The 12,635-nt window shown below is 69.5% G+C and carries 11 protein-coding genes; 1 reads left to right on the plus strand and 10 read right to left on the minus strand.

Going from position 1 to position 12,635, the window contains the following annotated elements:
- Nucleotide 1 precedes the first annotated feature (1 nt).
- The 8 genes from ytfQ to chvE are packed head-to-tail and all read right to left on the minus strand — an operon-like array spanning nucleotide 2 to nucleotide 9,932.
- Nucleotides 2-952 carry a galactofuranose ABC transporter, galactofuranose-binding protein YtfQ gene (gene ytfQ, locus AC2SGK_RS07535; protein WP_488322974.1) on the minus strand — a complete coding sequence of 317 codons (951 nt, stop codon included), beginning with the start codon at nucleotides 950-952 and terminating at the stop codon, nucleotides 2-4.
- Nucleotides 953-1,002: 50 nt separating this feature from the next.
- The gene (locus tag AC2SGK_RS07540; RefSeq protein ID WP_488322975.1) at nucleotides 1,003-2,454 is read right to left on the minus strand and encodes an aldehyde dehydrogenase (NADP(+)); all 1,452 of its coding nucleotides are present in this window, start codon (nucleotides 2,452-2,454) and stop codon (nucleotides 1,003-1,005) included.
- A gap of 10 nt (nucleotides 2,455-2,464) precedes the next feature.
- Nucleotides 2,465-3,373 (minus strand): Gfo/Idh/MocA family protein, encoded by a 909-nt coding sequence (locus AC2SGK_RS07545; protein WP_488322976.1) that lies wholly within the window; start codon nucleotides 3,371-3,373, stop codon nucleotides 2,465-2,467.
- Nucleotides 3,370-5,112 carry an L-arabinonate dehydratase gene (gene araD / locus AC2SGK_RS07550; RefSeq protein ID WP_488322977.1) on the minus strand — a complete coding sequence of 581 codons (1,743 nt, stop codon included), beginning with the start codon at nucleotides 5,110-5,112 and terminating at the stop codon, nucleotides 3,370-3,372. Before araD ends, AC2SGK_RS07545 begins: the two co-directional genes overlap by 4 nt.
- Before the next feature lie 10 nt (nucleotides 5,113-5,122).
- A complete protein-coding gene (gene araD1, locus AC2SGK_RS07555) occupies nucleotides 5,123-6,109 on the minus strand; it encodes an AraD1 family protein (protein ID WP_488322978.1) in 987 nt (328 codons plus the stop codon).
- Between the two features lies 1 nt (nucleotide 6,110).
- Entirely contained in the window at nucleotides 6,111-7,301 is a 1,191-nt protein-coding gene (gene mmsB / locus AC2SGK_RS07560) for a multiple monosaccharide ABC transporter permease (protein ID WP_488322979.1), read from the minus strand.
- Nucleotides 7,302-7,310: 9 nt separating this feature from the next.
- Nucleotides 7,311-8,825 (minus strand): multiple monosaccharide ABC transporter ATP-binding protein, encoded by a 1,515-nt coding sequence (gene mmsA / locus AC2SGK_RS07565; RefSeq protein ID WP_488322980.1) that lies wholly within the window; start codon nucleotides 8,823-8,825, stop codon nucleotides 7,311-7,313.
- A 51-nt stretch (nucleotides 8,826-8,876) separates the two neighbouring features.
- Nucleotides 8,877-9,932 carry a multiple monosaccharide ABC transporter substrate-binding protein gene (gene chvE / locus AC2SGK_RS07570; RefSeq protein WP_488322981.1) on the minus strand — a complete coding sequence of 352 codons (1,056 nt, stop codon included), beginning with the start codon at nucleotides 9,930-9,932 and terminating at the stop codon, nucleotides 8,877-8,879.
- Nucleotides 9,933-10,062: 130 nt separating this feature from the next.
- Between chvE and AC2SGK_RS07575 the strand changes: the two genes are divergently transcribed.
- Entirely contained in the window at nucleotides 10,063-11,004 is a 942-nt protein-coding gene (locus AC2SGK_RS07575) for a LysR family transcriptional regulator (protein WP_488322982.1), read from the plus strand.
- Here AC2SGK_RS07575 and AC2SGK_RS07580 read toward each other — a convergent pair.
- Nucleotides 10,982-11,926 carry a 2-hydroxyacid dehydrogenase gene (locus AC2SGK_RS07580; RefSeq protein WP_488322983.1) on the minus strand — a complete coding sequence of 315 codons (945 nt, stop codon included), beginning with the start codon at nucleotides 11,924-11,926 and terminating at the stop codon, nucleotides 10,982-10,984. The genes AC2SGK_RS07575 and AC2SGK_RS07580 overlap by 23 nt on opposite strands.
- Nucleotides 11,927-12,034: 108 nt before the next feature.
- Nucleotides 12,035-12,631: a DUF6134 family protein gene (locus tag AC2SGK_RS07585; RefSeq protein WP_488322984.1), complete on the minus strand. Its 597-nt coding sequence runs from the start codon at nucleotides 12,629-12,631 to the stop codon at nucleotides 12,035-12,037.
- Nucleotides 12,632-12,635: the final 4 nt, after the last annotated feature.

A 12,635-nucleotide genomic window follows, 5' to 3' on the forward strand; every position in this document is an offset into this window, starting at 1 on the left:
ATCAGTAGCCCAGGTCCTTGCGGCGGTCGTATTCGCCCTGCGGATCGTCGGCCTGCGTATAAAGGCGCGATTCCGTCTGGATGAACTTCTCGGGCATGGTGCCGTCGGCCCAGAAGGCCTCCAGCGCGTCGAAGGCGGGGCCGGCCATATTCGGCGTCAGCTCGACCGTGGCATTGGCCTCTCCGGCGGCGATGGCCTGGAAGATGTCGGGCACCGCGTCGATGGAGACGATCAGGATGTCGCTGCCGGGTGCCAGCCCCGCCTCCTTGATGGCTTGGATCGCGCCCACCGCCATGTCGTCGTTATGGGCATAGAGCGCGCAGATCTCGGCCCCGCCGCCCTCGGCCTGAAGGAAGCTTTCCATCACCTCCTTGCCGCGGGCGCGGGTGAAGTCGGCGGTCTGGCTGCGCACGATCTCCAGGTTGTCATGGCCCGCGATGGCGGTCTCGAAGCCGGTCTTGCGGTCGATGGCGGGGCTGGAGCCGGTGGTGCCCTGCAGCTCCACGATGCGGCAGGGCGCGCCCGCGACCTGATCGACCAGCCACTGTCCCGCGACCTCGCCCTCATGGACCAGATCCGAGCCGACGGCGGTCAGATAGAGGCTCTCGTCGCTGTCCACCTGCCGGTCCAGCAGGACGACGGGGATCTCGGCCTCGGCGGCCTCCTCCAGCACGCTGTCCCATCCGGTCGCCACCACCGGCGCCAGCAGGATCGCATCGACCCCCTGCGCCACGAAGGACCGGATCGCGGCGATCTGGTTCTCCTGGCGCTGCTGCGCGTCCGAGAATTGCAGCTGATAGCCGCGCTCCTCGGCCTGCTGCCGGGTCAGCGTGGTCTCTGCCGCGCGCCAACCCGATTCCGAGCCGATCTGCGAAAAGCCCACGGTCTGCGCCGTGGCGGCCCCGCCGCACAGCGCCAGCACCGCGGCGGTCGTCATCAGAGTTCTGGTCATGGTATCCTCCCTTGGGTGATATGAGCGAGTTTTTGCGCGCCTGTCTCCCCTCAGTCGCGCAAATCGGGTGGCAGCAGGGCGTCGGGCAGGTTCTGGAAGCAGACCGGGCGCAGCCAGCGCCGGATCGCCAGCGTGCCCACGCTGGTCGCGCCGAAATTCGTGGAGGCCGGGTAGGGGCCGCCATGGACCATCGCATCCGCGACCTCGACCCCGGTGGGCCAGCCATTGGCCAGGATGCGGCCCGCCTTGCGTTCCAGGACCGGCATCAGCCGCGCGGCCAGCGCCCTGTCGCCCGCCTCCAGATGCAGCGTGACGGTCAGCTGCCCCTCCAGCGCGCGGGCCAGGTCCAGCATCTGGTCGTCGCCGTCGGTCGCCACGATCACGCCCGCCGGGCCGAAGACCTCGTGCGCCAGGGCCGGCTCCGCCATGAACCGCGCCGCGTCGACGCGGAAGATCGCGGGGCGGGCGTTGCGGCCATCGCTGTCCTGGCGCAGGACCGGCTCGGCCAGGGCGGCCAGCGCGTCGGTCCCCTGGCGGAAGCCTTCGGCGATGCCGTCGGTCAGCATGGTCTGGGCTGGGGCGTCGGCCAGGGCCGCGGCGGCGGTATGGGCAAAGCCGTCGGCCCGATCCGCGGGCAGGATCACCAGGCCGGGATTGGTGCAGAACTGTCCCGCGCCCATGGTCAGGCTGGCGGCCCAGCCCTGCGCGATCTGCGCGCCCCGCGCCGCCAGCGCGGCGGGCAGCAGGAAGCAGGGGTTCACGCTGCCCAGCTCTCCGAAGAACGGGATCGGCTCGGGGCGCGCGGCGCAGAGATCGTAAAGCGCCCGCCCCCCGCGCAAGGACCCGGTGAAGCCCACGGCCTTGATCAGCGGATGGCGGACCAGCGCCTCGCCCACCGCATGCGTGTCGCCCTGGATGAAGCTGAAGATGCCCGCGGGCATGCCGGTCCGGCGGATGGCGGCACGGATGGCCTCGGCCACGATCCGGCCGGTGTCGGGATGGGCAGGGTGGCCCTTGACCACCACTGGGCAGCCCGCCGCCAGCGCCGAGGCCGTGTCGCCCCCCGCCGTCGAGAAGGCCAGCGGAAAGTTCGACGCGCCGAAGACCGCGACCGGGCCGATGGGCCGCTGGATCATCCGCAGCTCGGGGCGCGGCAGGGGCTGGCGGTCGGGCAGGGCCGCGTCATGGCGGCGGTCCAGATAGTCGCCCGCGCGGATATGGTCCGCGAAGAGGTGCAGCTGGCCGGTGGTGCGGCCCCGCTCGCCCTGCAGGCGCGCCTCGGGCAGGGCGGTCTCGGTGGCGGCGGTCCGGGTGATGTCGTCGGCGCGGGCCTCGATCTCCTCGGCGATGGCCTCCAGCAGGGCGGCGCGGTCCGTGCGGGAGGTGGCGGCGTAATCGGCGAAGGACGCCTCGGCCGCCCGCGCGGCGTGATCGACCGGGTCGCCATCGCCCGCGGTCCAGTCGCCCGCGATCAGGTGATGTCCATGCGTGGATCGGGTCATGCTCTGTCCTTCAGAAATCGAATGGGGCGACGGTGATCCGCCGTCCCAGGGTGAACGCATCCGCGACCAGCACCATCGGCGCCAGATCGACCTCGGAGGTGCCCTGGCGCACCAGCGCCGCCATGCGGGCATAAAGCGCGGGATATTCCTGCATGATGCTGTCCCGCCCCTCGACCGGCCGCCCGTCAATCTCCAAGAGGTTCCCGCCCATGCGCAGGGACAGCCTGCCCGCGTCGGTGCGCAGGTCGATGTCCCAGCTCTGCGGCCCCTCCTGGCGGAAATCCAGATCGGCGGTGATGCCCTGCGACAGGGTCAGCCGCGCGGCGATCGGGGCCTGGCGGTTGGCGGGCAGGTCCAGCTCGGCCGCCATCAGATGCACCGGGCGGGGCAGGATCGCGGTCAGGATCGACAGGGCGTTGATGCCGGGATCGAAGACACCCATGCCCCCCGCCTCCATGATCCAGTCCTGGCCGGGATGCCAGTGGCGGATATCCTCGCGCCAGGTGATGTGCCCGCCCAGGACCTGTCGCCCGGCCAGCCAGTCCCGCGCCGCGGCCACCCCATGCGCCATGCGGCTGTGCCAGGTGGCATAGAGGCTGACCCGCCCCGCCATGGCCTGCAGGGCGTGGACCTCGGACAGGGTGGCGCCGGGGGGCTTTTCCAGCATCAGGTGCCGCCCGGCGCGCAGCACCGCCTGTGCGGCGGCAAAGCGCGGCACCGGCGGCAGGCACAGGCTGACCGCGCCTATATCGGGATGCGCCGCCAGCATCGCGTCGATGTCGCCATAGCCCGGCACGCCCGGCACCCGCCCGCTGCGCGAGACGGTCGCGGCCAGCGTCCAGTCGGGGCTGGCCATCAGCGCCGGCACATGCTGGTCCAAGGCGATCTTGCCGATGCCCACAAGCGCGATCTTCGTCAATGGCTGTCCTTTCCCACCGCATTGCCCCGGCAGCCGCGCAGGAAGTCCATGTCGGCCCCGGTATCGGCGCCCATCACATGGGCCTGGTGCAGGAAGGCGTAACCGCTGGTCGGCTGATCGGGAAGGGGCCGCCAGGCGGCCAGACGCGCGGCCAGCTCGGGCTCGGGAATGTCCAGATGCAGGCGGCGGTTCGGCACGTCCAGCTCGATCATGTCGCCGTCGCGCACGACCGCCAGGGGGCCGCCTGCCGCGGCCTCGGGGGCGGTGTGCAGCACGACCGTGCCATAGGCCGTGCCCGACATGCGCGCGTCGCTGATGCGCACCATGTCGGTGATGCCGCGCCGCAGGACCTTGGGCGGCAGGCCCATGTTGCCGACCTCGGCCATGCCGGGATAGCCGCGCGGGCCGCAGTTCTTCAGCACCATCACGCAGGTCTCGTCGATGTCCAGCGCCTCGTCGGTAATGCGGGCCTTGTAGTGGTCGATATCCTCGAAGACGACCGCCCGGCCGCGATGGACCAGCAGATGCGGGCTGGCGGCCGAGGGCTTCAGCACCGCCCCGTTCGGGGCCAGGTTGCCCTTGAGGACCGCGATGCCGCCTTGGGGCGTCAGGGGGTTCTCCACGGGGCGGATCACGTCCTCGTTGTGGTTGGTGACGCCCTTGACCTCGTCCCAGATGGTCTGGCCGCTGACGGTCAGGGCACCCTTATGCAGCTGCCCGGCCTCGGCCAGGCGCTTGATGACCACGGGCAGGCCGCCCGCATAGAAGAACTCCTCCATCAGATACTGCCCCGAGGGCATCAGGTTCACGATGGTCGCCACGTCGCGGCCGCAGCGGTCCCAATCGTCCAGGGTGATGTCCACGCCCACGCGCCCCGCCATGGCCAGCAGATGCACCACCGCATTGGTCGAGCCGCCGATGGCGCCGTTCACGCGGATCGCGTTCTCGAAGGCTGGCCGGGTCATGATGTCGGATGGCTTCAGGTCGTCCTTGACCATCTGCACGATCCGCCTGCCCGACATCTGCGCCATGACGCGGCGGCGACTGTCCACCGCCGGGATCGCGGCATTGCCGGACAGCGCCATGCCAAGCGCCTCGGCCATCGAGGCCATGGTGCTGGCCGTGCCCATCGTGTTGCAGGTCCCGGACGATCGCGACATCGACGCCTCGGCCTCCAGGAAGTCGTCCTGGCTCATCTCTCCGGCCTTCACGGCCTCGCTGAACTTCCACAGATGCGTGCCCGAGCCCACGCGCTCGCCCCGGAACCAGCCGTTCAGCATCGGCCCCCCGGTGACCACGATCGACGGGATGTCGCAGGATGCCGCCGCCATCATCAGGCTGGGCGTGGTCTTGTCGCAGCCGACCATCAGCACCGCGCCGTCCATCGGCTGGCCGCGGATCGTCTCCTCGATGGCAAGCGCCGCCAGGTTGCGGAACATCATCGCGCTTGGGCGGAAGGTGTTCTCACTGGCGGAAAAGACCGGCACTTCGACCGGGAATCCCCCCGCCTCCCACACGCCGGCCTTCACCTTCTCGGCCAGCTCGCGCAGATGGCCGTTGCACGGCGTCAGGTCGGACCATGTGTTCAGGATGCCGATGATCGGGCGGCCGTCGAACAGGTCATGCGGATAGCCCTGATTCTTCAGCCAGCCGCGGTGATAGATCGTGTCGCGCGACGTGCCGCCATACCACTCCTGCGAGCGCAGGCGGCGGGGCCAGGGGGCGGGGGTGAAACTCATGCGCGCACCTTCACAGCGTTGCGACGGCGACCGGGGCCGCCTCCGTGTCGTCATGGGCCAGTGGATTCTCCAGCGGCAGCCCGAATTCGGCGCAGTCTAGGCGGAACCGGTCGCCGGGCCGCGCGGTGATCCCGTCCGCGAAGGACAGCGTCGCCGTGCCGAAGAAATGCACATGCACGTCGCCGGGCTGGCGAAAGATCGCATACTTGAAATGGTGGTGTTCCAGATTGGCCAGGCTGTGGGACATGTTGGCCTCTCCGGACAGGAAGGGCTTTTCCCAGAGGGTCGTGCCGTCGCGGATGATCCGGCTGTGGCCCTCGACATGGTCGGGCAGGGGGCCCACGCGCAGTTCGGGGCCGAAGCTGGCCGGGCGCAGCTTGGAATGGGCCAGCCACAGATAGTTGCCGCGTTCGGTCACATGGTCCGAAAATTCGTTGGCCAGCGCGAAGCCCACCCGCAGCGGGCGGCCATCGGGGGCGATGACGTAAAGACCCGCCAGCTCCGGCTCCTCTCCGCCGTCCAGCGCGAAGGCCGGAGAGGTCAGCGCCGCCCCCGGCGCCACGGCGGCATGGCCGTTGCCCTTGTAGAACCATTCGGGCTGCGCGCCGACCTGGCCTGCCGGGGGCTTGCCGCCCTCCAGCCCCATGCGGAACATCCGCATGCTGTCGGTCAGCGTCTCGTCCGCGCCCTGATGCATGGCGTCGCGGGTCGCGGCGCTGCCCAGATGGGTCAGCCCGGTGCCGGTCAGGTGCAGATGCGCGGGGTCGGGATGGTCCAGCGGCAGCAGCATCCGCCCCTCGCGCAGCGCGGCCGTCAGATCGACCGGCGCGCCGGGACCGCGTGCGGCGACCTCGGCCGCCAGGTCGCGGCGTGCCTCCCACGCGGCCAGCGCCAGATCGCGGGTGGAGGTGGCGCCCGGCACCAGATGCGCCTGTCCGTGGGTGCGGGCGGCGACGGCGCGGCTGCCATCGGTCAGGGTCAGTTGCGACAACAGCATCTCAGGCCTCGCGGTTCTTGTTGTAGACGTCGAAGAAGACGGCGGCCAGCAGCACCAGGCCCTTGATGACCTGCTGATAGTCGATGCCGATGCCCATGATGGACATGCCGTTGTTCATCACCCCCATGATGAAGGCGCCGGTGACGGCGCCGACAATGCGCCCCACGCCGCCGGACATCGACGCCCCGCCGATGAAGACGGCGGCGATCACGTCCAGCTCGACCGCGAAGCCCGCGCGGGGGGTGGCGGTGTTCAGCCGCGCGGCGAAGATCAGCCCGGCCAGCGCCGCCAGCATCCCCATGTTGACGAAGGTCAGGAAGGTCAGCCGCTCGGTCCGGATGCCGGACAGTTTCGCGGCCTTGGCATTGCCGCCCACCGCATAGATGCGCCGACCGATGGTCGTGCGCTCGGTCAAAAAGACATAGATCACCGTCAGCACCACCATCGACAGCAGCACGTTGGGCAGGCCCCGGAACCAGGCCAGCTTCCAGGTCACGAACAGGATCGCGGCGGCGATGACGGCGTTGCGGGCCAGAAACAGCGCGAAGGGCTCATCATCGGTGCCGTAGCGCGCATTGCGCGCCCGCCCCCGCAGCCCGATCCACAGGATCAGCCCCACGGCCAGCACGCCGGAGGCCAGGGCCAGCCCGTTCGGACGGCCCACCCCCATCAGGTCGGGGATGAACCCGGTGGACAGCAGCTGAAAGCTCTGCGGGAAGGGGCCGACCGACTGCCCGGCCAGCAGCCACAGCGACAGCCCGCGAAAGACAAGCATCCCCGCCAGCGTGACGATGAAGGAGGGGATCCTCCAATAGGCCACGAAATAGCCCTGCACCGCGCCGATCGCCATGCCCGCCAGGATGCAGACCGCCATGGTCAGCCAGACCGGCAGGCCCATCGTCACGATCATCACCGCCGCCAAGGCGCCCACAAAGCCCATGACCGAGCCGACCGACAGGTCGATATGCCCCGCCACGATCACCAAGAGCATCCCAAGCGCCATGATGATGATGTAGCTGTTCTGCAAAAACAGGTTGGTGATGTTGACGGGGCGCAGCAGAACGCCCCCCGTCACGATCTGGAAGAAGGCCATGATCGCGATCAGCGCGACCAGCAGGCCGTATTCGCGGATGTGGCGCGCCACATAGGCGCCGATGCCGATGCGCGGCGCAAGGTCGGTCCGGTCCGTCATGTCGGCTCCCTATTCCCTGACGATCAGCGACATGATCGCTTCCTGGCTGGCATCAGCGGCGGCCAGCTCGCCCACGAAGCGGCCCTGGTTCATCACATGGATCCGGTCGCAGAGGCCCAGCAGCTCGGGCATCTCGGACGAGATCAGGATGACGGCCTTGCCCGCCGCGCTGAGGTCGTTGATGATGCTGTAGATTTCGTATTTCGCGCCCACGTCGATGCCGCGCGTGGGCTCGTCCAGGATCAGCAGGTCGGGATCGGTGAACAGCCACTTGGACAGCACCACCTTCTGCTGATTGCCGCCCGACAGGTTCACGACCTTCTGGAACACCGAGGGCGTGCGGATGCGCAGCGAGCGGCGATAGGTCTCGGCCACCGCGGTCTCCTGCCCGTCATCGACGACGCCGCGCGTGGCGACCGCGCCCAGATTGGCCAGGACCGTGTTGCGGCGCACGGTCTCCTCCAGGATCAGGCCCAGGGTCTTGCGGTCCTCGGTCACATAGGCCAGCCCCGCGGCGATGGCCCGGTCCACGGTGGAGACGTCGACCGGCCGCCCGTGCATCAGCACCTGCCCCGAGATGTCGCGCCCCCAGCTGCGGCCGAAGACGCTCATGGCCAGCTCGGTCCGGCCCGCGCCCATCAGCCCCGCGATGCCCACGACCTCTCCGGCGCGGACCTGCATGGACAGGCCGTGGATCATCCGGCGGTCGCGCTGTTCGGGATGCCCCACGCTCCAGTCGCGCAGCTCGAACACCACGTCGCCCGCGCGGCGCTGGCGTTCGGGATAGCGATGCGCCATGTCGCGGCCCACCATGTCGCGCACGATGCGGTCCTCGGTCAGGCCGCGCGCCTCCAGCGTGCTGATGGTGGCGCCGTCGCGGATGACGGTGACGCTGTCGGCCACGCGGCGGACCTCGTTCAGCTTGTGGCTGATGATGATGCTGGTGACCCCCTGCGCCTTCAGCTCCAAGAGCAGGTCCAGCAGCGCCTGGCTGTCGCGTTCCGACAGGGCGGCGGTGGGTTCGTCCAAGATCAGCAGGCGCACGTTCTTGGACAGGGCCTTGGCGATCTCGACCAGCTGCTGCTGGCCCACGCCAAGCGTGTCGACGCGGGTGCCGGGCGCGGCGCGCAGGCCGACTTTGGCCAGCAGCGCCTCGGTCTGGCGGAAGGTCTCGGGCCAGTCGATGACGCCGCGGAGGCTGCGTTCATTGCCCAGGAAGATGTTCTCGGCAATGGTCAGCAGCGGCACCAAAGCCAGCTCCTGGTGGATGATGATGATGCCCAGATCCTCGCTGTCGCGGATGGACCGGAAGGCGGCGGGGCGGCCGTCATAGGTGATCTGCCCCTCATAGCTGCCGGCCGGATAGACGCCCGACAGCACCTTCATCAGCGTGGACTTGCCCGCGCCGTTCTCGCCGCAGATGGCGTGGATCTCGCCCTCGGCGACCTCCAGGCTGACATCGTCCAGCGCCCTGACCCCCGGAAAGGTCTTGGTGATCCGGTCCATCCGCAACAGCGCGCCCATGGCTCTCCTCCCGTCGGTCCGGGCCGCCCGCGGGGGACGGCCCGACGCGCCCTATTGCAGCTGTTCGGCGGTGTAATAGCCGCTGTCGATCAGCACCTGCTGCCAGTTCGAGGCATCGACGCCCACCGGCTCCAGCAGGAAGGAGGGCACGACCTTGACGCCGTTGTCATAGGTCTCGGTGTCGTTCACCTCGGGCTCGGTCCCCTTCAGGACGGCATCGACCATGCCCACGGTGACGCGGGCCAGTTCCCGCGTGTCCTTGAAGACGGTGGAATACTGCTCTCCCGCCTGGATCGACTTGATCGACGGGATCTCGGCGTCCTGGCCGGTGACGATGGGCATGGTCTGGTCGCCCGACCCGTAGCCCACCCCCTTGAGCGAGGACAGGATGCCGATGGACAGCCCGTCATAGGGCGACAGAACGCCATGCACCGCGGCCTGGGTGTAGTTCGCGGACAGAAGGTTATCCATCCGCGCCTGCGCCGCCGCGCCGTCCCACCGCAGCGTGCCGACCGTGTCCATGCCCATCTGCCCCGACGGGATACTGATGCGGCCCTCGTCGATCAGCGGCTGCAGGACCGACATCGCGCCGTCATAGAAGAAATAGGCGTTGTTGTCGTCCGGGCTGCCGCCGAACAGCTCCACGTTCCAGGGCGTCACGTCGGGGAAGCGCTCCTCCAGCCCCGCGACCAGGGAATTGGCCTGCTCAACCCCCACGCTGAAATTGTCGAAGGTCGCGTAATAATCCACATCCGGCGAATCCCGGATCAGCCGGTCATAGGCGATGACCGGGATGTCCGAGGCGGCGGCATTGGCCAGGGCGTTCGACAGCGTGGTCCCGTCGATGGCCGCGATGACCAGCACGTCGACGCCCTGGGAGATCATGTTCTCGACCTGGGCCAGCTGGTTGGGGATGTCGTCCTCGGCATATTGCAGGGTCGTCTCGTAGCCCGCCTCCTGGAACTGGCGGACCATGTTGTTGCCGTCGTCGATCCAGCGGGCCGAGGATTGCGTCGGCATCGAGATGCCCACGGTCTGGGCCGCGGCGCCGAAGGCCAGCCACGAGGTTCCGATCGCCAGCGCGACCGCGGCGGTGTTGAATGTCATGTTACCCTCCCTATCGGCGCCGTGGCGCCGCCCCTGTGCGGCCCCTCTGCGGGGGCTTCATCAGGACGATAGCAAAGCGTCCGCATATCAGTAAAATGAGATTGACGACGATCAGCATACCGGAAACCGCATGTCGCCCCATCTGCATCTGAAGCCCGCCCCCCTGCGCCTGATCCTGGAGATCGCCGAGACCGGCCAGCTGCAGCAGGCTGCCGCCCATTGCGCCATGACCCAGCCCGCCGCATCGCGCATGCTGGCCGAGGTCGAGCGGCAATGCGGCGCGCCCCTGTTCATCCGCCAGCCCAAGGGCATGTCGCCCACCGAGATCGGCACCACCGTCCTGCGCCGCGCGCGGGTGATCCTGCGCGAGATGCAGGGCATGGCCGAGGACGTGAACGCCCTGCGCGGCGGGCAGGCGGGGTCGGTGCATGTGGGCGCGGTGACGGGACCCGCGGTCGGCTATCTGACCGCCTCGATCCGCGCGATCAAGCGCGACACGCCCGAGGCCGACATCACCGTGGACGTGATGCCCTCGCGCGAGCTGCTGGGTCAGCTGAGCCTGGGGCAGATGGATTTCGCGCTGGCCCGCATCCTGCCGGACTTTGACAGCCGCGAATTCCAGATCACGCCGTTGCGCGACGAGAAGGTGACCTTCTGCGTGCGGGCGGGCCATCCGCTGGCCGGGGCGGCGCGGGTCGGGCTGGCGGATCTGCACGACCAGGAATGGATCATGCAGTCCCGCGGCGCCCCCATCCGCGAAGCCACGGTGGAGGCCTTTGCCGCCGCGGGCCTGCCCGAGCCGCGCAACATCGTGAACAGCCCCTCGATCCTGTTCACCATCGCCTATCTGGTGCAGGGCGACGCGATCGCCTCGATCTCGGAGGAGGTCGCGCAGCTCCTGATGCGCCCGCCGGTCAATGCGGGATTCGCGCTGCTGGACCACCCGCTGGATATCCGGGTGGCGCCCTATTACCTGCTGTCGCTGCGCCGCCGCCCGCTGTCGCCCCTGGCCGCGCGCATCCGCGACGCGGTGATCCGGGCGACCCGCGTCACGCCGGCACCACCGGGCTGATCAGCGGCCGCCCGGCGAAATGGGCGTCCAGATTGTCCACCATCAGCGCGGCCATCGCGTCGCGCGTCTGCACCGTCCCCGAGCCCTGATGCGGCGACAGGGTGACGTTGCGCAGCGCGGTCAGGCGCGGATCGGGGTCGGGTTCCGAGGCAAAGACGTCCAGCGCCGCCGCCCCCAGCCTGCCCGATTGCAGGGCGGCGATCATCGCCTCCTCATCCACCACGCTGCCGCGGGCCACGTTGACGAACAGCCCCTGAGGCCCAAGCGCCTCCAGCACCTCCCCCGAGATCAGCCCCTGCGTCCCGGCCCCGGCCGCGACGATGGCGATCAGGATGTCGCTGTCGGCGGCCAGCGCCACCAAGTCGGGCTGGAACGGCAGGTCGATCCCCTTGTCACGGCGGTTCCAATAGGCGACCCGTAGGCCCAGCATCCCAGCCAGTTCCGCAATCTTCTGCCCGATCATCCCCATGCCGACGATGCCCAGCCTGCGCCCGCGGAAGGACCGCTGCAACGGGAACGACCCCGTGCGCGCCCAGTCCCCCTGGCGCACCCAGGCATCGGCTGCAACCATGTCGCGCCAGCCCATCTGCGCCAGCAGCAGCGCCATGTCGGCCACCTCCTCGGCCAGCGCCGGAGAGGCGTTGGTCAGCGCGATGCCGCGCGCGGCGATGGCATCGGTGTCGAAGGCATCATATCCCGCCGATCCGCAGCTGATGATCTCCAGCGCGGGCAGACGCTCCAGCAGGGCCGCGTCGATGGGCACATGGCCGATGGCCGCGATGGCGCGGATTTTCGCACCGTGACGGTCCAGCAGGGCATCGGGATCGTCCGCCCGGTCCAGCCGGTGCAGGGCATAGCCCGCCTCCAGCCGGGCCAGGGCTTCGGGGCGGGTCGGGGTCATCAACAGGACGTCATGGCGCATGGGGGCCCTTTCCGGCGTTTGGGACCCGCGGACGGGCCGTGCCGGGACACCATGCACAAGGCGGCGGGGGCCTGCCATGCAAAACCGCCCCCGCCGCCCGCGACCGCGTCACCGCAGGACGTAATCGACCTGCGATCCGTCCTCGGCGGCAAAGCGCACATGGACCAGCGTCGCGCCCGCATACCACAGGTCGCGGTTCAGCCCGCCGCGCAGCGCGTAATGGGTGGCCGCGACCGTGCCGGACCCGGTGGCCACGTTCTCGGTCCCCAGATTGCTGACGCTGATCGGGTCGGTGCTGCCGTCGATGGTGTTCAGCACCGCCTGCGACCGAACCATGTCGGCGTTCCACAGACTGGCCGGGATCAGCGGGGTCGCGCCCACCGTGATGTCATGCGGCGTGCCGTTGTCATCCGTGCGCGAGGTCAGGCCGGCCAGCCGGCCGCCGCGCCAGGTCTCGGTGCTGGTCTGGGTGAAGCGATAGGCGCTGACGCCGATCACCGGCACCCGGACATGTACGTCGGTGGCGATGTCCACGGTGACGTCGTCGCCCGATCCGCGGAAGGTGACGACATAGTCGCCGATGTCGCGGTCCTTGCGGATCACGTCGAAGGCCAGCCGCCCGGAGGCGGGGACGCTGGCGCCGGGGGATGCGATGGCGGCGGGCGCCAGGGCCAGCGCGGTCAGCAGCGACAGAAGGCGGGTCATGCGG

The organism is Paracoccus sp. NIOT.M2S5SZ12 (genome assembly GCF_057748165.1).